Origin of the sequence: Roseitalea sp. MMSF_3546 (assembly GCF_030732865.1) — a bacterium.
In the GTDB taxonomy this organism is placed as follows: Bacteria; Pseudomonadota; Alphaproteobacteria; order Rhizobiales; family Rhizobiaceae; genus Roseitalea.
The window spans coordinates 195,820-216,461 of the sequence record NZ_JASHKB010000002.1; the positions used below are offsets into that span (position 1 = coordinate 195,820).

Below are 20,642 nucleotides of genomic sequence, written 5' to 3' on the forward strand. Positions count from 1 at the left end.
GTGCCGTCCCGTTTTGCGTGACGGTGTTGGAAGGCCATCGACAAGTCAAGCGGGCAGCTCGAACGGGACGATGGGGCGGCCGAGGCGGGGATGGGCGATGCCCATGACCTTGAACAAGGCGCCCATGCCGCCCTCGTCCTCGCCACACAGGCGCTCGACGGCGGCGACGATTGCCGCCTGTTCGGGGCCGGACTTGCCGGCCCCGAGCGCGCCGGCGCGCTCGGCCATGCCGCTGGCGAGCAGGAACGCGCCCTGCGTCATCGCCGCAGGTACATGAGCGCCAGCCTGCCGGGCGGCGCGGGCCAGGGCGGCGAAGTCGACATGCGAGGTCAGGTCGGCCCGGCCGGGCGCGGCGAGCGGATCGGCGTAGGCGTGGTCGCGCACGGCCTGGAACGTGTCGCCGATGCCTGGCTGAAGATGGCCGTAGTCGAAGACCAGCGCGAGGCCGCCATGGCGGGCGATATGGGCGGCCAGTTCGGCGGCGGCGGCCTCGCGCGCCGGAGAAGTCTCGAAGATGGCGCCCTCGGGCGCGTCGCCATGGCCGGGCGGCAGCAGCGCCGGATCGATGCCGCCGGGGCCGGCGACGAAGTGCAGCGCGCCGCGGTCGTCCAGGCCGACCATGCGCTCGCGCCAGCCGCCGGCGGTGTTGACGAACTGGCGGATGGGCAGGGCGTCGAAGAACTCGTTGGCGACCAGGAACGTCGGCAGGCCGGGCAATGCGGCAATGGTGTCGACCCACTGCGCATCGGCGCCGTCATCGCCAAGCCGGGCGCGCTGGACGCCGCGCAGGCGCTCGCTCGCCTCGATGAGCACGACGCGCGCGGCGGCGCGAAACTCCGGGTCGAGGCGCGCGGTGCGCAGCATGTCGGCCATCAGCGTGCCGCGTCCCGGGCCGGCCTCGGCGAGCGCGAAGGGGGCGGGCCGTCCGGCCTGGCGCCAGACATGGATCATGAAGGCGCCGACGATCTCGCCGAAGAGCTGGCTGATCTCGGGGGCGGTGACGAAATCGCCGCCCGCTCCGAACGGCTCGCGGCGCGCATAATAGCCATGGCGCGGATGCAGCAGGCATTCGGCCATGTATTCGGCCAGGCTCATCGGCCCGCTCGCGCCGATGCGCGTGGCGATCGCTTCGCGCAGTTCGTCGCTCATGCGGCCGATCGGGGCTGCTCGGCGCGGGGCGCCGAGGCGATCAGGGCGAGGCCGAGCAGGATCATGGGAATCGACAGGACCATGCCCATGGTCAGCCAGCCGCCGAACACAAAGCCGATATGGGCGTCGGGTTCGCGGAAGAACTCGACGACGGTTCGGCCCGTGCCGTAGCCGGCGATGAACAGGCCGGAGACGAAGCGCGGCCGGCGCAGCGCCAGCCAGCGATGGGTGGCGAGCCGCAGCACGACGAACAGCACCAGCCCTTCGAGCAGGGCTTCATAGAGCTGGCTCGGGTGGCGCGGCAATTGCAGGGGGTCGGTGGGAAACACCATGGCCCAGGGCGCCTCGGACACCCGGCCATACAGTTCGGCGTTGATGAAATTGGCGATGCGCACCAGGCCGATGCCGATCGGCGCGACCGCCGCGACGACGTCGAACAGGCGCCAGGGATCGATGCCGCGCCGCCGCGCGAATACGAGCATGGCCAGCGCGGTGCCGATCAGCCCGCCATGGAAGGACATGCCGCCCTGCCAGGTGGCGAAGATGCCCAGCGGATTGTCGATATAGGTGCCAAGATCGTAGAACAGCACATAGCCCAGCCGCCCGCCGACGATGATGCCGATTGTCGCCCACAGCACGAAATCGTCGATGTCGACGGGCCTGATCGGCGATTGGGTGCCCCAAAGGCGGTCGTTGGCGGCCATGCGCCGGGCCAGCCACCAGCCGATCACAATGCCGACGATGTAGCCGAGCGAATACCAGCGCAGGGCGATCGGTCCGACCTGGATCAGAACCGGGTCGATATTGGGGAAGGCGAGCGCGGCCTGCGGCAGCAGCGGGTAGAGTGTGGGGTCCATCGTCGGCGGCTTTCAACGGTTGCGGCGCGGCGCGTGCCGGCGCGGGTGCGTCTTGTCTTGCCCGCGGGCCGGCCATAGGTAGGGCTTGAACACGGGAGATACGACCATGACAACCGGCTCGAACAGGATATTCGACGATTTTGCCCGCCTGATGACCGACGCCGCCAGCACCGCGCAGGGCATGCGGCGCGAGGTGGAAACCATGTTCCAGGCCCAGGCCGAAAAGTTCCTTGCCGGCATGGACCTGGTGCAGCGCGAGGAATTCGAGGCCATGAAGGAGACGGCGCTGAAGGCGCGCGCCGAAAACGAAGAACTGGCCAAGAAGATCGACGCGCTCGAGGCGCGTCTTGCCCGGCTCGAGGACTGAAGACGCCGCGGCGGGGCGTCGTCTCGGCGCGCCGAACCGGATTCGTGACAGCTTTTCAAAGGTTTTTGTCCACAGGAACAGATCGAGTCCGCGCCGGCGAAAAGGCGTTCGCGCAGAATCGGTTAGACGGCGACGAAGTTGTGGGCAAAGATCGCCATCCACACGTGAATGGCTTGTCTTGCGCGAGCGGGGGTTTCGTTCGGGCACGTCATCAATACACTGAAATCGTTGACTGATTCGTATTGGCGCAATGGCCGCCAAACGTCTTGGGCGGAGCACAGGCCGGTTTCGACCGCGCCCAACCTTGGATGTGTAAATGACGTTTCTGGAGATCGAACACGACAGGATCGCCCACCCGGTGGATGTGATCGAGCATGTCGCCCATGCGCGCGAATGGAATTTCGAGCGCACCGGCGATGACGAGATCGCGGTCGCGGTCGCCGGCAACTGGACGAGCTACCACGTCTCCTATGCGTGGATGCCCGACTTCGAATCGCTGCATTTCGCCTGCGCGTTCGACGTTACCGTGCAGAAGAAGCGCATCGGCGAGGTGATGCGCCTCATGTCGCTGATCAACGAGCAATTGCTGATCGGCCATTTCGACTTCTGGGAGCAGGAAGGGGCGATCATGTTCCGCCATTCGCTGCTCCTGTCGGGCGGCGCCGAGCCGACCGAGGCGCAGGTCGAGGTGATGCTGTCGAGCGCGGTGGAGACCTGCGAGAGCTATTTCCAGGCCTTCCAGTCGGTGGTCTGGTCGGGCGTGACCGCGCGCGAGGCGCTCGATCACGCCATGTTCGAGACCGTCGGCGAGGCGTGAGCCGATGGCAAGCGAGACGGACGGGACCGGGGTGATCGGCCTTGACGACTTCCTGAAGGTCGACATCCGCACCGGCACGATCGTCGAGGCCGAGCCGTTCCCGGAGGCGCGCAAGCCGTCGATCCGGATGCGCATCGATTTCGGCGAGCCGATCGGCGTCAAGAAATCCTCGGCGCAGATCACCGCGCATTATCGACCCGAGGACCTGGTCGGCCGGCAGGTGATGGCCGTGGTCAACTTCCCGCCGCGGCAGATCGGGCCGATGCGCTCGGAGGTGCTGACGCTGGGGTTCGAGGACGCGGACGGCGCCATCGTGCTGGCGGCCATCGACAAGCCGGTGCCGAACGGCAAACGGCTGATGTAGCGCAGCGGGCGTTGGCCTGACCGGAATCGAGCAGCAGCTACACCGGCATGTGAAGGCTGACGCGCAGGCCGCCGAGCGGCGAATCCTCCAGCCGGATGTCCCCGCCATGCTTGCGGGCGATGTCGCGGGCGATGGAAAGCCCCAGCCCGGTGCCGCTCTCGTCGAGATTGCGGGCGTTGTCGGCCCGATAGAACGGGCGGAACACCGCCTGGCGCTGCTCCGGCGGTATGCCCGGCCCGTCATCGTCCATGGTCAGCGTCAGGCGACCCTTGGAGACGCGCGCGACGATCTCCAGCCGCTCGCCGTGGCGGAAGGCGTTGGAGGCCAGATTGGCGATCAGCCGGCGGAAGGCGACCGGACGCACGACGATGTCGTTGCGGCCGATCACGCTGGCGGCGACCGTGCGCCCGTGCACCTTGCCCTGGGTAACGGTCTCCTCGAGCACCGCATTGAGATCGAGTTCGCCGGTCTCCTCCTCGATGTCGCTCTTGGCGAACTGCAGATAGCCCTCGAGCATGGACTGCATGTCCTCGATGTCCTTTTCCATCGCGCCGATGTCGTCGGAGGTGGGCGCCATGGCGAGCTGCAGCTTGAAGCGCGTCAGAATGGTGCGCAGATCGTGGCTGACGCCGGTGAGCATCTCGGTGCGCTGCTCGATCTGCTTTTCGATGCGCTCGCGCATGCGGATGAAGGCCAGGCCGGCCCGCCGCACCTCGATGGCGCCGCGCGGATGGAAGCCCTGGGGCATGCCGTGCCCCTTGCCGAAGCTGTCGGCCGCCTCGGCGAGCTGCTGGATCGGCCGGATCTGGTTGCGCAGGAACAGGATCGCGATGAACAGCAGGACCAGCGAGGTGCCGACCATCCACAACAGGAAGATGTGCGTGTTGGACGCATAGGCCTGGCTGCGGCGGGCGAACACGCGCAGCACCTTGTCGTCGAGCCGGATGCGGATTTCGACCAGATTGGAATTGCCGACCGTGTCGATCCAGAACGGCTTGCCGATCTGGCGGATGATCTCCTCGGACAGGATCTGGTCGAGGATCGAAAAGAACGGCTTGGGCGCCGGCGCGGGCAGGGGATCGGGGGGCAGGATGGCGACGTTGAGCGCCAGGCGCTCGCGGGCGATGCGGATCACCTCCGAATAGGTGTCGTCCTGCGGATAGGTCTCGATGATGTCGATGATGGCGGCGATGTCGCGGGTGACGGCGGTCGAAAGGCGCTGCGTGACGGTCTGCCAGTGCCGCTCCATGAACACGAAGGCGATCACCGACTGCAGCAGCACCATGGGCGCGATGATGATGATCAGCGAGCGCGCATAGAGCCCGCGCGGCACGGTCAGGCTCATGCGCGCCATCCAGCCGCGCCATTTCAGCCCGAAATAGCGCGCCGTGCGCGACAGGCGTCGCCTGAGGCTGCGTCTTTGGCGAGGCGCGACACCTGCCCGGTCCTGTTGCGCCAGTGTCATCGGTCATCCGGCGGGCCCGGCGCCCGCTGCCAGAAAAATCGCCTATTCAATCGACAGACGGTAGCCTATTCCGCGCACGGTTTGAAGGTAACGCGGATTGGCCGGATCGGATTCGAGCTTGCGGCGCAGGCGGTTGATCTGGACGTCGATGGTGCGCTCGCCGATCTCGGCGCCGGCGTCGGCCAGTTCGTGGCGCGCGATCGTCTCGCCGGGTTTCAGCGCGAAGCGGGCCATGATGTCGCGCTCGCGATCGGTCAGGCGAATCGCCTCGCCGTTCTTCTTGAGTTCGCGCCGGGCAAGCACGAAGATATAGGGGCCGAAGACGAGCTGGCTGATCGGGGCCGGATCGTCCGGGATGCGGCGACGCACGATGTTGCCCACGCGCAGCAGCAGTTCGCGCGGATCGAACGGCTTGGGCAGATAGTCGTCGGCGCCCGCGCCAAGCCCCTCGATGCGCTGCTCGGTCTCGGAGCGGGCGGTGAGCATGAGGATCGGCACGTCCCGGTCCTGGGCGCGCATGGCGCGCGCGAGCGAGACGCCGTCCTCGCCGGGCATCATCACGTCGAGCACCAGCAGGTCGAATTCGAGCCCGTCCATCTTGCGGCGCGCATCCGCGGCGTCCTGGGCCGCGGTGACGCGGTAGCCGTTCTTGGAAAGGTACTGGGTCAGGAGCTGGCGGATGCGGGTGTCGTCGTCGACGATCAGAATGTGGGGGGCATGATCGGGCAGCACCGGCCCGGCCTGCATCGATGCGCTCATCTCCTCGATCCGTGACATCGTCCGATCCGCTCCGCCTATGCCGTGTGCCGGTCGAGCGCCGTCATCTGCCCGCGTGTCTGGCTGCCCGTCATGGCGCGCAGAAAAGCGGCGATGTCCTCGGCCCGCTGACCCGACTGGTCCAATGCGGCGCGTATGCGGCGAGACTGTGGCTGGCGCAGCCGGGCGATGAGGGCGGCGCCCTTGTCGGTCATGTAGAGCTCGCGCCGGCGCCGGTCGCCGCTGCCATGGTGCTGGCGCACATAGCCGCCATCGACGAGCTGCTTGAGCACGCGGCCGAGGCTCTGCTTGGTGATGCCCAGAAAGTCGAGCAGTTCGGCGACCGTAAGCCCTGGCTTGCGGTCGATGAAGTGCAGCACGCGGTGATGGGCGCGGCCGAAATCGAACTCGGCCAGGATCGCGTCGGGATCGGAGATGAAGTCCCGATAGGCAAAGAAGATCAACTCGATCAGCGCCTCGGTCTGGGCATCGGTCACGGTGTCCGGCATGGCTCCGCCAACGGTTCGCCAAAATATGTCAGCCTTATTGACATATTTTGGCATGCTCTGTAAAGTCGTGAGTCCGCGCCCTGAACGGGCCGTCCCCACGGCTGGCCGGGCGCGCCAATGACAACGGGCTCCTGCCGCGCCGTCCGGCGCGCGGACGGGCCGCAAAACGGGATGAGCGCCATGGCACCGGTTCCTTTCGATCAGCTTGACGGTCACATCTGGATGAACGGCGCCTTCGTGCCGTGGGCCGACGCCAGGGTGCATGTGCTGACCCATGCACTGCATTACGGCAGCGCCGTGTTCGAGGGTGCGCGCGCCTATGGCGGGCAGATCTTCAAGCTGACCGAACACAATCAGCGCCTGCACGATTCGGCGAGGATCCTGGGCTACGAAATCCCGTGGTCGGTCGCCGAGATCGACCAGGCGTGCAATGCGCTGCTCGCCAAGCAGGGCTTTGCGGACGCCTATGTGCGCCCGATCGCCTGGCGCGGCTCGGAGATGATGGGCATTTCGGCCCAGGCCACCAGGATCAATCTGGCGATCGCGATCTGGCAGTGGCCGAGCTATTTCGATCCGGCCGAGCGGCTCAAGGGGCTCAGGCTCGACATGGCCGAATACCGCCGGCCCGATCCGCGCACCGCGCCGTCCAAGTCCAAGGCCGCCGGCCTTTACATGATCTGCACCATCTCCAAGCATGTCGCCGAGGCCAAGGGCTATGCCGACGCGCTGATGCTCGACTGGCGCGGCCAGGTGGCCGAGGCGACGGGCGCCAATGTCTTCTTCGTCAAGGACGGCAAGCTGCATACGCCCACCCCCGACTGCTTCCTGGACGGGATCACCCGGCAGGCAGTGATCGAACTGGCCAGGGCGCGCGGGCTCGAGGTGATCGAACGCGCCATCATGCCCGAGGAGATGGCCGATTTCGAACAATGCTTCCTGACCGGGACGGCGGCGGAGGTGACGCCGGTGTCCGAGATCGGGCCGTACAATTTCGAGGTCGGCGAGATCGCCAGGACGCTGATGGCCGATTTCGAGGCCCATGTGCAGCCCAGCGCGGCGATGGCGGCCGAATAGCCGTCGGCAGCGCGACGCGGGGGGACGCGCAAAGCGCCTTTCGCACCGCGCCGGCAGCCGTGCCGATGTGCATTATTGCACGAACCCGGTCCGCCCGGCCGATTGCATGGCCGGGCCCGAGCGCCTATGGCTTGCGACAGCGCGACCAATGGAGGCTTCATGCCCGGCCAACTCCAGGCCGTCATCGTTCCGGTGACGCCTTTCCAGCAGAATTGCACGATCCTGTTCGACGACGACAGCAAGACCGGCGTCGTCGTCGATCCGGGCGGCGATGTCGACCGGATCGTCGAGGCGGCCGAAAGCCACGACGTCACGATCACGGCGATCTGGCTCACGCATGGCCATATCGACCATGCGGCCGGAGCGATGGACCTCGCCGAACGTCTGGAAATCCCGATCGTCGGCCCGCACGAGGATGACAGGCCGCTACTGAACGGGCTCGAGGACCAGGCGCGCATGTTCGGGCTCGGCGGACCGGTGCGCAATGTCGTGCCCGACCGCTGGCTCGCCGAGGGCGACACGGTCGAGGTTTCCGGCCATGTCTTCGAGGTGCTGCACTGCCCGGGCCATGCGCCGGGCCATGTGGTGTTCTTCAATCGCCAGGCGCGGTTTGCCCATGTCGGCGACGTTCTGTTCTCGGGCTCGGTCGGCCGCACCGACCTGCCCGGCGGCGATCATGACACGCTGATCGCCTCGATCCGCGACAAGCTGATGCCGCTGGGCGACGATGTCGGCTTCATCTGCGGGCACGGGCCCGGAGGCAGGCTGGGCGAGGAACGGCGGACCAATCCATTCCTCGCCGGGCGGATCTGAGCGGGCAAGCGGCCGGTGCGGCTTTCGCGACCGGCCTCCGCAAAGCCCCCGAAAGCCCCTATTTGGGAACGCAGAAATGGTCACGGCCGTCATAGCCGCGATAGGTTCCGGTGTCCGGATTGAACGACTTGTAGCGCTTGTCGCACCAGTCGTACCAGCCGGCCGTCCACGGTTCCAGCGTGCCGGCATAGCTGACGACATCGTCGTCACGGGGCGCGGGCGCCGGCGGGTAATAGGTCTGCGCCGGTCCCTGGTAGCGATAGCCCGGCGCGGGCAGGGGCTCGACCGCATGCGGGTATGCGGGGATCGGCCGCGAGGTCTCCGACAGCGCGCCGGCGACGATGGCAACGCCGGCGAGGCCCAGAATGGCCGCGGCGACGCCGGCGCCATCGTCGACGACATAGCCGCCGCGCGGGGCATGACGCCTGACCACGCAGCGCTTGCCGCGCGGACCGCAGCGCACGACCTTCTTGCCGCCGCCGACATCGACATATTCGCCCGCCTGGGCGCCGGTGGCCGTGAGCGGGACGGCGACAATGGCGGTGGCCGCGATGGCCGCCGCGCCGATGGCCGACTTGCAGGTCCGCAATGCCGAAACGGGCATGGTGTTTCTCCTTGGCGTCTTCGCGTCACGCCCAGCCATGGGCGGCGCGTCAGTTGCTGCCTTCGTCGTCATTGTGACGGATTTTACCTGAACGCTTCCTGAACGTCCTTTGCGGCCTCGATGTGACAACGGCCCGGCGCAATGACGAGGCCACGGAAACGATCGGGACATTAGCCCGGCGGCGGGGCGCGAGGCACCGCCGGCACTGGTCCGCGCGCAGGCCTTGCCTTATTTTCCCCGCAGCCCGGGAGAGGACGGATGAGCACCGCGACACCAACCAAGCCCCGCACCGCGACCAGAGCGAAGGTCGAGCGGCCGAAGCTGCACAAGGTCATACTGCTCAATGACGACTACACGCCGCGCGAATTCGTCGTGCGCGTGCTCAAGGCCGAGTTCCGCCTGACCGAGGACCAGAGCTACCGGGTGATGATCACCGCGCACCGCAAGGGCTCCTGCGTGGTCGCCGTCTTTCCTCGCGACGTCGCCGAAACCAAGGCGGCGCGGGCCACCGACGCCGGCAAGGCGGCCGGCTTTCCGCTGCAGTTCACGACCGAGCCGGAGGCGTAGGCATTCCCTCTCCCGGCGGGCGGGGAGAGGGATACGAGACCGCGCGAGCAGCGCGAGTGCCGGTCGCAGTTGCGTGAGGGGAAAGCGGATCAGGCCGGGCCAGCCGACGAACCTGTGAGAATTCACACACACTCGATCGGGTCAAACCTGTATCGTTTCTGCAGGCATCATGGATAGATGCACGCAAACGGAGAAAGCGCCATGTGATTGGCGTTCTCTTCACAACGAACGAAAAAGGATGACCGATATGAAAATCGTAATACTGTCTTCGGCTGCCGTTCTGGCGGCCCTGTACATGGCCGTTCCGGCTTCCGCCGCATCGGTTTCGTGCTCGATACCGAACGCGGTGTCCTGTACCGTCACCAGCAGCAAGGGTTTGCAACGGGTATGGGCCGTCTCGACCAGCGGATACGGCGTGATCACGAGCAAGACCTTCCACAACTGTCCGAAGTCGGTGACGATCGGGTGGGACTCCAACTATCAGGCCAACGTGCAATACCGCGAATGCAGCGTCGCCCGCGGGTTCACGCTGAAGCCGTCCGGCGGTGGAAATGGCGGCGCGGCCCTGCGTCTGTCGCAGTAGGGCCGGGTCCTTCCGCCGCAGTTCACCGCCGAACCGGAGGGGCAGGCGCGATGCCGGCGGGCGCAGGCGGTTACCGCCGCGGCTTTTCGGTGCGGCCGACCGTCATCTCGTCGAGCGAGTTCTTGCGGAAGTAGGACTTGTCACCCTTTTTGAGCTTACCCCCACCACGCCCGCCTGCGCCGGGCGACCCTCCCCTTAAGGGGGAGGGTGCATCCGAGCCGGTCTCGCGCGCCAGCGGGTCGTCGGCGAGCGCCAGTTCGGTCTCGCGCAGGCGCTTGACCTCGTCGCGCAGGCGCGCGGCGGTCTCGAAGTCGAGATCGGCGGCGGCGTCGCGCATCTGTTTTTCCAGCGCCTCGATATGCGCGGCGAGATTGTTGCCGATCAGCGCGCCTTCGTCGGCGGCCAAGCCCTTGGCGCCGGAAATGTCGGCGCGCACATGGTCGCGCTCATAGACGCTGTCGAGGATGTCGGCGATGTTCGCCTTGACCGATTGCGGGGTGATGCCGTGCTCATCGTTCCAGGCGAGCTGCTTTTCGCGGCGGCGGTTCGTCTCGGCAAGCGCGCGCTCCATCGACCCGGTCACCGTGTCGGCATAGAGGATCACCTTGCCGTCGACGTTCCGGGCCGCCCTGCCGATCGTCTGGATCAGTGAGGTCTCCGAGCGCAGGAAGCCCTCCTTGTCGGCGTCGAGAATGGCGACGAAGCCGCATTCGGGAATGTCGAGCCCCTCGCGCAGCAGGTTGATGCCGACCAGGCAGTCGAACGCGCCCAGGCGCAAATCGCGGATGATCTCGATGCGCTCGATCGTGTCGATGTCCGAATGCATGTACCTGACGCGCACGCCCTGTTCGTGCAGGTATTCGGTCAGATCCTCGGCCATGCGCTTGGTCAGCACCGTGACCAGCGTGCGGTAGCCGGCCTGCGCGGTGGTGCGGATCTCGCCGAGCACGTCGTCGACCTGCGTCTTTGCGGGGCGCACCTCGACGGGCGGATCGACGAGACCGGTGGGGCGGATGACCTGCTCGGCGAACACGCCGCCCGACTGTTCGAGCTCCCAGCCGCCGGGCGTCGCCGAGACCGCGACGGTCTGCGGGCGCATCGCGTCCCACTCCTCGAAGCGCAGGGGCCGGTTGTCCATGCATGACGGCAGGCGGAAGCCGTATTCGGCGAGCGTCGCCTTGCGGCGGAAGTCGCCTCTGTACATGGCGCCGATCTGCGGCACGGTGACATGGCTCTCGTCGATGAAGACGATGGCGTCGTCGGGGATGTATTCAAACAATGTGGGTGGCGGTTCGCCCGGATTGCGGCCGGTCAGATAGCGCGAATAGTTCTCGATGCCCTGGCACGAGCCGGTCGCCTCGAGCATTTCCAGATCGTAGCGCGTGCGCTGTTCGAGCCGCTGGGCCTCCAGCAGCCGGCCGGCCTTTTCCAGTTCCGCCAGGCGGTGCTTGAGCTCTTCCTTGATCGATTTGATCGCCTGGTTGAGCGTCGGGCGCGGCGTCACATAGTGCGAGTTGGCGTAGATCTTGACGCTTTTCAGATCGTCGGTCTTGTGGCCGGTGAGCGGGTCGAACTCGGTAATACCCTCGATCTCGTCGCCGAACAGCGAGATGCGCCAGGCGCGGTCTTCCAGGTGGGCCGGGAAGATTTCGATCGTGTCGCCGCGCACGCGGAACGTGCCGCGCACGAAATTGATGTCGGCGCGCTTGTATTGCTGGGCGACCAGGTCGGCGAGAAGCTGGCGCTGGTCGATGCGGTCGCCGATCTGCATCTGGAAGGTCATCGCCGTGTAGGTCTCGACCGAGCCGATACCGTAGATGCACGAGACCGAGGCGACGATGATCACGTCGTCGCGTTCGAGCAGGGCGCGGGTGGCGGCGTGGCGCATCCGGTCGATCTGCTCGTTGATGGTCGATTCCTTCTCGATATAGGTGTCGGTGCGCGGAACGTAGGCCTCCGGCTGGTAATAGTCGTAGTAGGAGACGAAATATTCGACCGCATTGTCCGGAAAGAACGCCTTGAATTCGCCATAGAGCTGGGCGGCGAGCGTCTTGTTGGGGGCGAGGATGATCGCCGGGCGCTGGGTCTGTTCGATCACCTTGGCCATGGTGAAGGTCTTGCCCGAGCCGGTGACGCCCAAAAGGACCTGCGTGCGTTCGCCGGCGGTACCCCCCTCTGTCGGCTGCGCCGACATCTCCCCCTCAAGGGGGGAGAGTGGTGCATCGTCGGCGACATCGACGCAGTCGGTTGCCAGCTTGCCGCCCCCTCTCCCCCCTTGAGGGGGAGATGCCCCGTCAGGGGCAGAGGGGGGTATTCCCAACCCCTCCACGAGATCGCGGATCGCGGTCGGCTGGTCGCCGGCCGGCTGGTAGTCCGTGACCATCTTCAGCGGAATGCCGCCCTCGGACTTTTCGGGCCGTTCGGGCCGGTGCGGCACCCAGGTCTGGCCGTCCTTGAACAGCGGGTTGCCGCTTTCGATCAGCGCCTTGAGCGCCTCGACCGTCGCCGTCACGCCGGAGGTCGAGGCGAGCTGTTCGGCCTCTTCCAGGCCGACATTGAGCCCGGCCACCGGGTTCAGGCCCGCCGCGGCGCGCGCCTTGGGATCGTTCGAACCGCCGATCGACACGCCGCCGCCGGTGCGCTTGTCGCCGACGGTGTAGGTGCGGTCTTGCGCACGCTTGCCGCCCTGTCTCCCCCCTTGAGGGGGAGATGCCCCGTCAGGGGCAGAGGGGGGTAAGCCGTTGGATTTCTCTTCACCCCCCTCTGTCCGCTTTGCGGACATCTCCCCCTCAAGGGGGGAGAGGGGCGCAGAGCCCGCCTTCTTCCTATGCTTGCCGGCCTTGCTCCGGATATCGCGCGTCTCGGCGTCGCGCTGGTCGCGCGCGGCCTCGTCCTCGAGCTGTGCAATGAAGTCCTCGTCGGAAATCTTGCGCGGCGCGGGCGAAACGCCCGCTTCACGTGCGATTTCCGATGCCCAATCCTCGATCGAGCCGCCCGGCACGGGTGCGCCGTCGAGATCACGCTGCGGTGCCTCGCCGAAGCCACGTTCGTCGCGATCGTCGGCCTCGGGCCGGCCGGTCTTCTTCTTCGGTCTTGCCATGGCGCCAATATGGGAAAACGCCGATGCGATGGAAAGGCCGCGCCGGCAATTCGGCGGGCCATCCTGACAGGAGGCTGGCAGGAGGCCCGGAGCCCGCTTCGTGATAGAGTGCGCGCGGTGCGCGCGTCTCGCGCCATCGCGTTGCAACGCCGGCAAGGCAGGAGGATCCCATGCACCCCATACCCTATTTGTTCTTCAACGGCCAATGCCGTCAGGCGCTCGACTTCTATGCCGATGTGTTCGACGGCGAGGTCAGCGGGGTGATGCCCGCATCGCAGATGCCGCCGGAGTTTCCGGTCGCCGACGACAAGAAGGACTGGATCATGCATGCCAGGCTCGGCGTCGGTGACGGTGCGATCATGGCGTCCGACAACATCATGGAGACGAGCGCGCCGATGGACGGCTGCTCGGTGATGCTCAGCTATCCCACGGCGGCCGAAGCCCGAGCCGTCTTCGACAGGCTCGCCGAGGGCGGCGAGATCACCATGGCGTTCGAGCCGACCTTCTGGGCCGCCGGCTTCGGAACGCTGCGCGACCGGTTCGGCGTGCGCTGGATGATCGGCAGCGACGAGCCGCCCGCCGCCGCCTGAGCGGAACGCCCGCCGGGGTTCCAGCAACCGTTCCAATGACCTGCGTCCATGCGCCGCCGGCCAGCTCGGCTATCGTCACCGCGCAGGACGCTCTAAGATCGGTCGGTCACCATCGCGCGGAGGAGGAGAAGACATCATGGATCCGATCAGGGTTTCCGATCTGAAGGTCATCGTGACGGGCGGGGCGCGCGGCATCGGCGCGGCGACCGCGAGGCTTCTGGCGGCCGATGGCGCGCGCGTCATGATCACCGACATACTCGATGAGGAGGGCAATGCCGTCGCAGCGGAGATCGGCGGCAATGCGGCCTATCGCCATCACGACGTCACCGACGATCAGGCCTGGGCCGAAACGGTGGCCGCCGCCGAGGAGGCGTTCGGCGGCGTCAACGCGCTGTTCAACAATGCCGGCATCGTGCATTTCGCCTCCGTGCTGGACACCGCGCCGGACGACTTCCGGCGTGTCGTCGACATCAATCTGACCGGCGTGTTCCTGGGCATACGGGCAACCGCGCCGGCGATGGCGCGCGCCGGCGGCGGCACGATCGTCAACACCTCGTCGACCGCCGGGCTAAAGGGCTATGGCGGCCTTGCGGCCTATGTCGCCAGCAAGTGGGGCGTGCGCGGCATCACCAAGGGCGCCGCGCTCGATCTGGCGACAGACAGGGTGCGCGTGCTGTCGCTGCATCCCGGACCGATCCGCACCCCGATGACCGAAGGGCTCGGCGACGACACCGCCGGCGGCCAGCCGATCCCGCGATTCGGCGAGCCCGACGAGGTCGCCCGCATGGTCCGCTTCATGTTCTGCGAGGGCACCTATTCCACGGGCAGCGAGTTCATCGTCGACGGTGGCGCGGTCACCGGCTAGCCGTCCGGTTCGGGCACCTGCATCACGCATCGATGCAAGGTGTCGAAGACATGGTCAAGCGCGGTACGGGCGTCGGTCTGATGATGAGCGACATCGCCGGGATGACGCCGCGGGTCGTGCCGGTCCCGCCGACCTTCGGGCCGGTCGCCGTGCCGGTCTGGCTGGTCGGCCATCGCGAACCGCGCGCCAGCCGGCGCATCCGCGTCGTCCTCGGCCTGCGCGCCGAGGCGCTCGCCGCGGCATCCGGCGCCGCCTGAACCCGCCCTACTGGGCGCCGGCCTCGCCGCTGTCGGCGTCCGCCGCGCCCGCCTGATCCTGCGACAACGCGTCCTGCTCGGCCGCCTGCGCCTCTTCGAGCTCTTCGCTGGCCCGCAATTCGCGGTTCGAGGAGGTGGCGATGACATTGCCGGTCACCGGCGGCAGCGGCTCGGAGCGGCCGCGGTCGAACGGGTCGATGCTGCCGCAGCCGCCCAGCGGGACGAGCGAAACGACAATGGCGGTCAGTGCGATCGGAGTTTGCAGGCGTCGCATCGTTGTCTCCCTTGCTGCGCCGATAAATGCCTGCATGGCGCCGATCGATCAAGCGCCGGACGGGCGAATGTGTACGGCCGGCCCCGGGAACCGGGCCTGCCGCGGGCGCGTTTGTCGCCAAACGTCGAACGGAGCCAGACCATGACACGCTTAGCCCCTGCCACCATTGCCGCAACCGTTTTCGGTCTTCTGATCGCGCTTTCAGGCTGCGCCAACACGATCGAGGGCGTCGGCGAGGACACGGCGCAGACCGTCGATGCGGCCGAGGAGGCCACCGAAGACGTGGTCGACGCGGTCAACTGACCGGCGGCACCCCGCCGCAACGCCATTGTCGGGCGCGGCGATGCGGCGTGTGACGCAACGCACAGCATCGGCGTGGGCGCATCGCTAGGGTGGTGGTCAAGGAGGCGGTGGCAATCAAAGTCCAACACGAAGCCACCGACGAAGCCATGACCCGACAGACCCGCGCACTCGGCAACCCTTTCGTCCATCCCAGGCCCGCACATTCGGGGCATCCGGTTCGCCTTGCCATGATGGTGGTTGCCGAATGCGTCGCGGTCATGGCGATTTTCTGGCTGGTGCTGGGCGCGGTGGCGGCGCATGCCTCCGAGCCGGGCGCGGCCGATCAGCGTGCGCCCCGGCTGCTGGCCTATGCGGCGCCGACGCCTGAGCGCTTCGGTGAGGTCTTCGTTTCGCATGCGGCCGTGACGGCCGCGCCGGCGACCGACGGCCATCCGCTCAACGATGCGTGGATGGGCATGACGGTCGTCACCGCCGATGGCCGCATCGCCGGCTATGTCTCCGACGCCTTCCTGCACCCGGACGGATCGATCGCGGACATCGTGGTCACGCCGGCCGATGCGGCCGAACTGGCCCATCCGGTCTATGTGCCGGCGCGCTTTGCCCTGCTCGAAGCCGGCCATGTCAGCGTCGGCCTGTCGATGATGGCGCTGAAGATGATGGAGCCGGTCACCGAGGACATTGCCGGGCTCGGCCGGTGAGCCCGGCAGGTCGCATCAAAAGCGCAGGCGGAAACCCAGTGTGATCGAGCCCACATGGGCGGCCCTGAACCACCGCCTTTTCGCGCATGCAACGCCTCCCACGAGACTGGTCCGACGTCCAAGGCTACGCTCTTTAGGCGGCGCGCGTCTTAGGATCGCGTTAACCATTTCGCCCAACCTCGCATTCACCCTGGTCCGATAGCCTCGGGCGCGGGGCGCGGCTCGAACGCGCGATGGAGTGGGCTCATGGGTGACGGGACGAGAACGATTGCGCGTGTGGCGCTCATCTGCACGGCGGGTCTGGCGCTGGCCTCGTGCACCTTCCTGGACATGAGCTTCGGGCTGCGCCAGCCGCCGGCGCCGGTCGACCGCACCGTGGAGACGCGCTCGATCTTTTCCATGCCGCGCGTGCGGATTCCGGGCTTTGCGGGCAACGCGCCCACTATGCCGGCCGCCGAGCTGCAGTGCCGTGCGCAGCTCAAGCGCATGGGCGTGCAGTTCACCGACATCGCGCCGATCCGCGACAGCGCGGCCTGCTACATCGACCACCCGGTCAAGGTGTCGACGCTGGCACGCGGCGTCGCGCTCACGCCGGCGGCGACGCTCAACTGCCAGGCCGCGCTCGCCGCCGCGCAATGGCTGCAGGAGACCGGAGGCCGCGCGGCGCGCACGCGCTATCTGTCGGGCATTGCCGAGGTGCGGCAGATCTCGTCCTATTCGTGCCGGCGCATTCGCGGTTCGGGCACCTGGTCCGAGCACTCCAAGGGCAATGCCCTCGACATCGGCGCGTTCAAGCTCAAGAACGGCCGCGTGATCGACGTCGCCAAGCCGGGCCTGTTCGCGTTCCGCGAGCGCGGCTTCCTGCGCTCGGTGCGCGCGGCCGCATGCGACGATTTCACGACCGTGCTCGGGCCGGGCAGCGATCGCGACCATGCCGACCACTTCCATTTCGATCTCAAGCAGCGCTCGAGCGGTTATCGCCACTGCGACTGACGCGCTGGCAATTCCCGGTCCGCCGGCGAGGCGGGCCGGCGGTCAAAATTATGTGGGCGCGCCGCCCGACACTTATCATCGCCGAAGCGCCACCTATGTTAAGGTGCCATGACACAGACGGCAGGAGCGCGCGGCGTGCGTTACGGGAAAGGCGATATTCGGCAAGCCGGTTCGGCTTTGAAATCGATGGCATGGACCGTCCTGGTCGGGGCGCTGATGCTGGCGCTCGCCGCCCCGGCGGCCCAGGCGAACCAGTTCAAGCGCATTCGCGACGTCAATGTGTCCTGCAACAATTCGCTGCGCTGCGACCTGTTCATCACCAATCCTTCGGTGACGCTGTACACCGTCGGGTTCCGGCGCTCGGCCGCCACCGATGCACCGCTGGCGCTCTACCTGACCATGCGCGAGCCGTTGGCGGCGCGCTCGGAAGTGCGGTTCGTCATCGATGGCGACGAGGTGCTGACCATACCGGTCGAGGACATGGCCTATCGGGCGGCGATCTCCGAATACATCTACGACACGCAGGCGCCCCTGCGCGATCTGTTCGCGGCGGCGCGGCGCGGGGACCGGCTGTCGATCACCTACAGGACGCGCCGCGGACAGGCGACGGCGCAATTCTCGCTGGCCGGCGTCGTCGCCGGCGCGATCTTCATGGACGAGGTGCAGGGCCGGATCGGCCGCGACGACGCGCTCGCCCAGATCGGGGCCGCACCGCTCGCGCCGCCGGTGACCGCGCCGGGCGAGACGGTGGTCGGCCTGGACACGCTGCCGGCGGCGCTCGAACTCTATTATGAAGGCGAGCAGGCGCCGTGCGCGACCTTTGCGGGCGGGGCCCCCGAGCCGCTGGCGGGCTTCGAGGCGAACCTTGCCGAGGGCGTGACGCTGATCGGCATGCGCTGCGGCGAGGGCGGCGCCTACAACATCCCCTTCGCCTACTGGCTGAACACGGGGCAAGCCTATGAGCGGCTGGCGCTGCCAACGATGACCGGACAGGGCCCCGCCGCGCAACTGCTCGCCTGGAATGCGAGCTGGGATCCCGATACGGGCGAACTGACCGGGCTGTTCAAGGGGCGCGGCCTTGGCGATTGCGGCACCTATTCGCGCTGGGGCCTTGACCGTCAGGACGGCGGCTTCGGCTTCGTCCTGCGCGAATTGCGCGTCAAGCAGGACTGCGATGGCGTCTATGACGAGACCTATGAGAGCTGGGAACAGCTCTGGCCCCAGGTGACCGACAAGTCGTGACCGATCCGGGCGAACTCGCGGCCCGCCTCGCCTTCGTGCGCGAGGCCGAACGGCTCAAGGACACGCTGCGCAGCGGCACCACCGCGCAGGGCCGGGCCGAAAGCGTCGCCGAACACAGCTGGCGCCTGGCGCTGCTGGTGCTGGCCTTTGCCGATCTGGTGCCCGGCATCGATCCGCTGAGGCTGCTCAAGCTGGTCATCATCCATGACCTTGGCGAGATCTACGAAGGCGACGTGCCGGCGATCCATCAGGGCGCCGATGACGGTCGCGCCGCGCGCGAGCGCGCCGACTTCCACCGGCTGACGGCGGATCTGCCGGCGCCGCTGCGAACCGAGTTTCGCGCCATCTACGACGAATACGCCGCCGCCGAAACGCCCGAAGCCGTGCTCGCCAAGGGTTTCGACAAGCTCGAGACCATCCTGCAACACACGCAAGGGGCCAATGCGCCCGATTTCGACTACCGCTTCAATCTCGACTATGGGCGCGCGCGCACCGACGCCCATGCGCTGCTGGCGGAAATCCGCGCGCTGATCGACGCCGAGACCGAGGCGCTGGCCGAGGGCCGGGCGTCCTGGGCGGGGTAGGGGTCGGGCGCTCGCGACGGATGACGTTGCTCTGCCACTTGCGTGGAAGCGATGAAGGGCAAAGGCGAGGGTCGTGGCCCGATCAGCCGTCCGCGTCGATCGCGCCGGTCCAGCGCTCGAGCCGGGCGCGGTTGTTGCCCAGATCGGATCTGCCCAGTTGCGCGCGCGCATAGGCGATCAGTCCCGACCGGCCCTCGCCCAGATCGACGGCAAGAAACTGGTTGGTGTCGGGAAAGCGCATCGTGTCCGTCCAGGTGACGTAGCGCAGCGCCGCCGCATCGCTGCCGTCGTCGACCCGGCGCTTGCGTTCGGGCTGCGCCTCGATCGCCGCATCGAGCGCCGCGATCAGCGCGCCGGGCGCCATGTCATAGACCGGCAAACGCGCGTCCACCGCGACGCCTTCGCAAAGGCCCGGCGAACACAGCAGCGCATCATTGGCGTTCGGCGAACGCTCCAGCCGTGTCAGGTCGAACGGGCCGAGGTCCGGGTCGCCGGCGACCATCTGCCAGGTCTGCTCGCGACCGAAGAAGATCAGAAAGCTGCCGGCGAGGGCGACGATCGCGCAGGCAATCAGAACGAGGCCAATTATCCATTTCATGCGTGCTGAAATCCGCTCCCGGTTTCGGTCCGCAGGCGGTGGCGCCCAGCCCTACGATGCCGGTCCGCGCGTGACATGGACGATCTGGCCGGGATTGTCGTCGATGGCAAGGTAGAACGAGCCGTCGGGCGCGATGTCGACATCGCGGATGCGGCCCAGATCGTCCTCGAAAAGCCGCTCCTCGCCGGTGATCTCGCCCGCCTCGTTCCGGTCGAGCCGCGACAGCAGCCGCCCGGCCAGCGCGCCGACCAGCATGTCGCCCTGCCATTCGGCGAACATGGCGCCATCATAGATGGCCAGGCCCGACGGCGCGATGGACGGATCCCAGTAGTAGACGGGCTGCTCGAAGCCCGGCGCCTCGGTGCCCCGGCCGATGCGCATGCCCGAATAGTGCCGGCCATAGGAAATCTCCGGCCAGCCATAGTTCAGGCCCGCCTCGGGACGGTTGATCTCGTCGCCGCCGCGCGCGCCGTGTTCGACGGTCCACAGCCGGCCGGTCTCGGGATCGATGTCGGCGCCCTGGATGTTGCGGTGGCCCTTGGACCACAATTCGGGCGCTGCGCCCGATTCGCCGACGAACGGGTTGTCATCGGGGATGGTGCCGTCGCGATCGATGCGGATAACCGCGCCGGCATGGTCGTCCATCTCCTGGGCGCGCGGGCGCTCGCCGCGGTCGCCGGTGGTCACATAGACCGTGCCGTCGGGCCAGAAGCCGGTACGCGAGCCGAAATGCCGGCCGCCGGAGGATTTCTCGTTCATCGAAAAGACCGTCTCGACATCCGCAAGCTCCGGATCGGCGCCGTCCGCGCCGGTCAGCACGCCTTTGGCGAGCGCCGTGCCCACCCCGCCCGGGCCAGGCTCGGCGAAGGTGAAGTAGACCTCGCCCGTCTGCGCGTAATCGGGGGCGATGGCGACGTCGAGAAGGCCGCCCTGGCCGACCACGGCGATCTCCGGCAGGCCGTCGACCGGCGCCGAAACCGCGCCGTCGCGGACGATGCGCATCGACCCCTCGCGCTCGGTGACGAGCAGCGCCCCGTCGGGCAGGAGTTCCACCGCCCAGGGATGGGCGAGCCCGTCGGCGACGGTCTCGGCGGTCAGCGTGAAGCCGTCCTCGGTGGTTTCGGTCACGGTCTGGGCGGGCGCTGCGGTCGCGGACAGCGCGGCGGCAAGGCCGGTTGCGGCAATCGTGGTGGCATGTCGTTTGGGCGTCATG

At 67.5% G+C, this 20,642-nt stretch carries 25 protein-coding genes; 15 read left to right on the top strand and 10 right to left on the bottom strand.

The window, feature by feature from the left end; genetic code table 11:
- Positions 1 to 45: 45 nt before the first annotated feature.
- Both RBB34_RS02790 and lgt read right to left on the bottom strand, forming a co-directional pair.
- Positions 46 to 1,149, bottom strand: a complete 1,104-nt coding sequence (locus tag RBB34_RS02790; protein ID WP_306117667.1) for an SAM-dependent methyltransferase — start codon at positions 1,147 to 1,149, stop codon at positions 46 to 48.
- Positions 1,146 to 2,006, bottom strand: coding sequence for a prolipoprotein diacylglyceryl transferase (lgt, locus tag RBB34_RS02795; protein ID WP_306117668.1), 861 nt, complete (start codon positions 2,004 to 2,006; stop codon positions 1,146 to 1,148). Before lgt ends, RBB34_RS02790 begins: the two co-directional genes overlap by 4 nt.
- A gap of 106 nt (positions 2,007 to 2,112) precedes the next feature.
- Between lgt and RBB34_RS02800 the strand changes: the two genes are divergently transcribed.
- The 3 genes from RBB34_RS02800 to RBB34_RS02810 all read left to right on the top strand — a co-directional run bounded on the left by RBB34_RS02800 (position 2,113) and on the right by RBB34_RS02810 (position 3,554).
- Entirely contained in the window at positions 2,113 to 2,373 is a 261-nt protein-coding gene (locus RBB34_RS02800) for an accessory factor UbiK family protein (protein WP_306117669.1), read from the top strand.
- Positions 2,374 to 2,689: 316 nt separating this feature from the next.
- Positions 2,690 to 3,190: a YbjN domain-containing protein gene (locus tag RBB34_RS02805; protein ID WP_306117670.1), complete on the top strand. Its 501-nt coding sequence runs from the start codon at positions 2,690 to 2,692 to the stop codon at positions 3,188 to 3,190.
- Positions 3,191 to 3,194: 4 nt separating this feature from the next.
- Complete coding sequence (locus tag RBB34_RS02810; protein ID WP_306117671.1) at positions 3,195 to 3,554, top strand: tRNA-binding protein; 360 nt, start codon at positions 3,195 to 3,197, stop codon at positions 3,552 to 3,554.
- A 37-nt stretch (positions 3,555 to 3,591) separates the two neighbouring features.
- Here the strand turns inward: RBB34_RS02810 and RBB34_RS02815 are convergent, their stop codons facing one another.
- The 3 genes from RBB34_RS02815 to RBB34_RS02825 form a co-directional block, all read right to left on the bottom strand.
- Positions 3,592 to 4,908, bottom strand: coding sequence for an ATP-binding protein (locus tag RBB34_RS02815; RefSeq protein WP_306117814.1), 1,317 nt, complete (start codon positions 4,906 to 4,908; stop codon positions 3,592 to 3,594).
- A 153-nt stretch (positions 4,909 to 5,061) separates the two neighbouring features.
- Positions 5,062 to 5,766 (bottom strand): response regulator transcription factor, encoded by a 705-nt coding sequence (locus RBB34_RS02820; RefSeq protein WP_306117815.1) that lies wholly within the window; start codon positions 5,764 to 5,766, stop codon positions 5,062 to 5,064.
- 47 nt (positions 5,767 to 5,813) lie between these two features.
- Positions 5,814 to 6,284 carry a MarR family transcriptional regulator gene (locus RBB34_RS02825; protein WP_306117672.1) on the bottom strand — a complete coding sequence of 157 codons (471 nt, stop codon included), beginning with the start codon at positions 6,282 to 6,284 and terminating at the stop codon, positions 5,814 to 5,816.
- Positions 6,285 to 6,464: 180 nt separating this feature from the next.
- On the opposite strand from RBB34_RS02825, the gene RBB34_RS02830 reads away from it, so the two are divergent.
- Both RBB34_RS02830 and RBB34_RS02835 read left to right on the top strand, forming a co-directional pair.
- Entirely contained in the window at positions 6,465 to 7,358 is an 894-nt protein-coding gene (locus RBB34_RS02830; protein WP_306117673.1) for a branched-chain amino acid aminotransferase, read from the top strand.
- Positions 7,359 to 7,517: 159 nt separating this feature from the next.
- Positions 7,518 to 8,171, top strand: a complete 654-nt coding sequence (locus tag RBB34_RS02835) for an MBL fold metallo-hydrolase (protein ID WP_306117674.1) — start codon at positions 7,518 to 7,520, stop codon at positions 8,169 to 8,171.
- Positions 8,172 to 8,229: 58 nt separating this feature from the next.
- Here RBB34_RS02835 and RBB34_RS02840 read toward each other — a convergent pair whose 3' ends face one another.
- Positions 8,230 to 8,775 (bottom strand): BA14K family protein, encoded by a 546-nt coding sequence (locus RBB34_RS02840; protein ID WP_306117675.1) that lies wholly within the window; start codon positions 8,773 to 8,775, stop codon positions 8,230 to 8,232.
- A 258-nt stretch (positions 8,776 to 9,033) separates the two neighbouring features.
- Here RBB34_RS02840 and clpS point away from each other — a divergent pair, with 258 nt between their 5' ends.
- Together clpS and RBB34_RS02850 are read left to right on the top strand one after the other, a co-directional pair.
- A complete protein-coding gene (gene clpS, locus RBB34_RS02845; RefSeq protein WP_306117676.1) occupies positions 9,034 to 9,342 on the top strand; it encodes an ATP-dependent Clp protease adapter ClpS in 309 nt (102 codons plus the stop codon).
- 238 nt (positions 9,343 to 9,580) lie between these two features.
- Positions 9,581 to 9,925 (top strand): hypothetical protein, encoded by a 345-nt coding sequence (locus RBB34_RS02850; protein ID WP_306117677.1) that lies wholly within the window; start codon positions 9,581 to 9,583, stop codon positions 9,923 to 9,925.
- Positions 9,926 to 9,995: 70 nt separating this feature from the next.
- Here the strand turns inward: RBB34_RS02850 and uvrB are convergent, their stop codons facing one another.
- The gene (gene uvrB, locus RBB34_RS02855; RefSeq protein ID WP_306117678.1) at positions 9,996 to 13,025 is read right to left on the bottom strand and encodes an excinuclease ABC subunit UvrB; all 3,030 of its coding nucleotides are present in this window, start codon (positions 13,023 to 13,025) and stop codon (positions 9,996 to 9,998) included.
- 170 nt (positions 13,026 to 13,195) lie between these two features.
- Between uvrB and RBB34_RS02860 the strand changes: the two genes are divergently transcribed.
- The 3 genes from RBB34_RS02860 to RBB34_RS02870 all read left to right on the top strand — a co-directional run bounded on the left by RBB34_RS02860 (position 13,196) and on the right by RBB34_RS02870 (position 14,737).
- Positions 13,196 to 13,615 carry a VOC family protein gene (locus tag RBB34_RS02860; protein ID WP_306117679.1) on the top strand — a complete coding sequence of 140 codons (420 nt, stop codon included), beginning with the start codon at positions 13,196 to 13,198 and terminating at the stop codon, positions 13,613 to 13,615.
- Between the two features lie 136 nt (positions 13,616 to 13,751).
- Positions 13,752 to 14,480: an SDR family NAD(P)-dependent oxidoreductase gene (locus RBB34_RS02865; RefSeq protein ID WP_306117680.1), complete on the top strand. Its 729-nt coding sequence runs from the start codon at positions 13,752 to 13,754 to the stop codon at positions 14,478 to 14,480.
- Between the two features lie 32 nt (positions 14,481 to 14,512).
- Positions 14,513 to 14,737, top strand: coding sequence for a hypothetical protein (locus RBB34_RS02870; protein WP_306117681.1), 225 nt, complete (start codon positions 14,513 to 14,515; stop codon positions 14,735 to 14,737).
- Between the two features lie 7 nt (positions 14,738 to 14,744).
- Here RBB34_RS02870 and RBB34_RS02875 read toward each other — a convergent pair whose 3' ends face one another.
- Positions 14,745 to 15,011: a hypothetical protein gene (locus RBB34_RS02875; RefSeq protein ID WP_306117682.1), complete on the bottom strand. Its 267-nt coding sequence runs from the start codon at positions 15,009 to 15,011 to the stop codon at positions 14,745 to 14,747.
- A 141-nt stretch (positions 15,012 to 15,152) separates the two neighbouring features.
- On the opposite strand from RBB34_RS02875, the gene RBB34_RS02880 reads away from it, so the two are divergent.
- From RBB34_RS02880 to RBB34_RS02900, 5 genes are all read left to right on the top strand, one after another.
- The gene (locus RBB34_RS02880) at positions 15,153 to 15,314 is read left to right on the top strand and encodes a hypothetical protein (protein WP_306117683.1); all 162 of its coding nucleotides are present in this window, start codon (positions 15,153 to 15,155) and stop codon (positions 15,312 to 15,314) included.
- A gap of 146 nt (positions 15,315 to 15,460) precedes the next feature.
- Positions 15,461 to 16,012 (top strand): hypothetical protein, encoded by a 552-nt coding sequence (locus RBB34_RS02885; protein ID WP_306117684.1) that lies wholly within the window; start codon positions 15,461 to 15,463, stop codon positions 16,010 to 16,012.
- A gap of 246 nt (positions 16,013 to 16,258) precedes the next feature.
- Positions 16,259 to 17,005 (top strand): extensin family protein, encoded by a 747-nt coding sequence (locus RBB34_RS02890; protein WP_306117685.1) that lies wholly within the window; start codon positions 16,259 to 16,261, stop codon positions 17,003 to 17,005.
- A 186-nt stretch (positions 17,006 to 17,191) separates the two neighbouring features.
- Entirely contained in the window at positions 17,192 to 18,247 is a 1,056-nt protein-coding gene (locus tag RBB34_RS02895) for a DUF1176 domain-containing protein (RefSeq protein ID WP_306117686.1), read from the top strand.
- Positions 18,244 to 18,831 (top strand): HD domain-containing protein, encoded by a 588-nt coding sequence (locus RBB34_RS02900; protein ID WP_306117687.1) that lies wholly within the window; start codon positions 18,244 to 18,246, stop codon positions 18,829 to 18,831. The genes RBB34_RS02895 and RBB34_RS02900 overlap by 4 nt, the downstream gene beginning before the upstream one ends.
- Before the next feature lie 82 nt (positions 18,832 to 18,913).
- Here the strand turns inward: RBB34_RS02900 and RBB34_RS02905 are convergent, their stop codons facing one another.
- A complete protein-coding gene (locus RBB34_RS02905) occupies positions 18,914 to 19,429 on the bottom strand; it encodes a DUF1499 domain-containing protein (RefSeq protein WP_306117688.1) in 516 nt (171 codons plus the stop codon).
- Between the two features lie 51 nt (positions 19,430 to 19,480).
- A complete protein-coding gene (locus RBB34_RS02910) occupies positions 19,481 to 20,641 on the bottom strand; it encodes a PQQ-dependent sugar dehydrogenase (protein WP_306117689.1) in 1,161 nt (386 codons plus the stop codon).
- Position 20,642 lies beyond the last annotated feature (1 nt).

What these genes read in the sequence shown, in the direction of transcription:
- RBB34_RS02790 (WP_306117667.1), bottom strand. Translation starts at nt 1,149, where the DNA reads ATGAGCGACGAACTGCGCGAAGCGATCGCCACGCGCATCGGCGCGAGC.
- lgt (WP_306117668.1), bottom strand. Translation starts at nt 2,006, where the DNA reads ATGGACCCCACACTCTACCCGCTGCTGCCGCAGGCCGCGCTCGCCTTC.
- RBB34_RS02800 (WP_306117669.1), top strand. Translation starts at nt 2,113, where the DNA reads ATGACAACCGGCTCGAACAGGATATTCGACGATTTTGCCCGCCTGATG.
- RBB34_RS02805 (WP_306117670.1), top strand. Translation starts at nt 2,690, where the DNA reads ATGACGTTTCTGGAGATCGAACACGACAGGATCGCCCACCCGGTGGAT.
- RBB34_RS02810 (WP_306117671.1), top strand. Translation starts at nt 3,195, where the DNA reads ATGGCAAGCGAGACGGACGGGACCGGGGTGATCGGCCTTGACGACTTC.
- RBB34_RS02815 (WP_306117814.1), bottom strand. Translation starts at nt 4,908, where the DNA reads ATGGCGCGCATGAGCCTGACCGTGCCGCGCGGGCTCTATGCGCGCTCG.
- RBB34_RS02820 (WP_306117815.1), bottom strand. Translation starts at nt 5,766, where the DNA reads ATGCAGGCCGGGCCGGTGCTGCCCGATCATGCCCCCCACATTCTGATC.
- RBB34_RS02825 (WP_306117672.1), bottom strand. Translation starts at nt 6,284, where the DNA reads ATGCCGGACACCGTGACCGATGCCCAGACCGAGGCGCTGATCGAGTTG.
- RBB34_RS02830 (WP_306117673.1), top strand. Translation starts at nt 6,465, where the DNA reads ATGGCACCGGTTCCTTTCGATCAGCTTGACGGTCACATCTGGATGAAC.
- RBB34_RS02835 (WP_306117674.1), top strand. Translation starts at nt 7,518, where the DNA reads ATGCCCGGCCAACTCCAGGCCGTCATCGTTCCGGTGACGCCTTTCCAG.
- RBB34_RS02840 (WP_306117675.1), bottom strand. Translation starts at nt 8,775, where the DNA reads ATGCCCGTTTCGGCATTGCGGACCTGCAAGTCGGCCATCGGCGCGGCG.
- clpS (WP_306117676.1), top strand. Translation starts at nt 9,034, where the DNA reads ATGAGCACCGCGACACCAACCAAGCCCCGCACCGCGACCAGAGCGAAG.
- RBB34_RS02850 (WP_306117677.1), top strand. Translation starts at nt 9,581, where the DNA reads ATGACCGATATGAAAATCGTAATACTGTCTTCGGCTGCCGTTCTGGCG.
- uvrB (WP_306117678.1), bottom strand. Translation starts at nt 13,025, where the DNA reads ATGGCAAGACCGAAGAAGAAGACCGGCCGGCCCGAGGCCGACGATCGC.
- RBB34_RS02860 (WP_306117679.1), top strand. Translation starts at nt 13,196, where the DNA reads ATGCACCCCATACCCTATTTGTTCTTCAACGGCCAATGCCGTCAGGCG.
- RBB34_RS02865 (WP_306117680.1), top strand. Translation starts at nt 13,752, where the DNA reads ATGGATCCGATCAGGGTTTCCGATCTGAAGGTCATCGTGACGGGCGGG.
- RBB34_RS02870 (WP_306117681.1), top strand. Translation starts at nt 14,513, where the DNA reads ATGCAAGGTGTCGAAGACATGGTCAAGCGCGGTACGGGCGTCGGTCTG.
- RBB34_RS02875 (WP_306117682.1), bottom strand. Translation starts at nt 15,011, where the DNA reads ATGCGACGCCTGCAAACTCCGATCGCACTGACCGCCATTGTCGTTTCG.
- RBB34_RS02880 (WP_306117683.1), top strand. Translation starts at nt 15,153, where the DNA reads ATGACACGCTTAGCCCCTGCCACCATTGCCGCAACCGTTTTCGGTCTT.
- RBB34_RS02885 (WP_306117684.1), top strand. Translation starts at nt 15,461, where the DNA reads ATGACCCGACAGACCCGCGCACTCGGCAACCCTTTCGTCCATCCCAGG.
- RBB34_RS02890 (WP_306117685.1), top strand. Translation starts at nt 16,259, where the DNA reads ATGGGTGACGGGACGAGAACGATTGCGCGTGTGGCGCTCATCTGCACG.
- RBB34_RS02895 (WP_306117686.1), top strand. Translation starts at nt 17,192, where the DNA reads ATGGCATGGACCGTCCTGGTCGGGGCGCTGATGCTGGCGCTCGCCGCC.
- RBB34_RS02905 (WP_306117688.1), bottom strand. Translation starts at nt 19,429, where the DNA reads ATGAAATGGATAATTGGCCTCGTTCTGATTGCCTGCGCGATCGTCGCC.
- RBB34_RS02910 (WP_306117689.1), bottom strand. Translation starts at nt 20,641, where the DNA reads ATGACGCCCAAACGACATGCCACCACGATTGCCGCAACCGGCCTTGCC.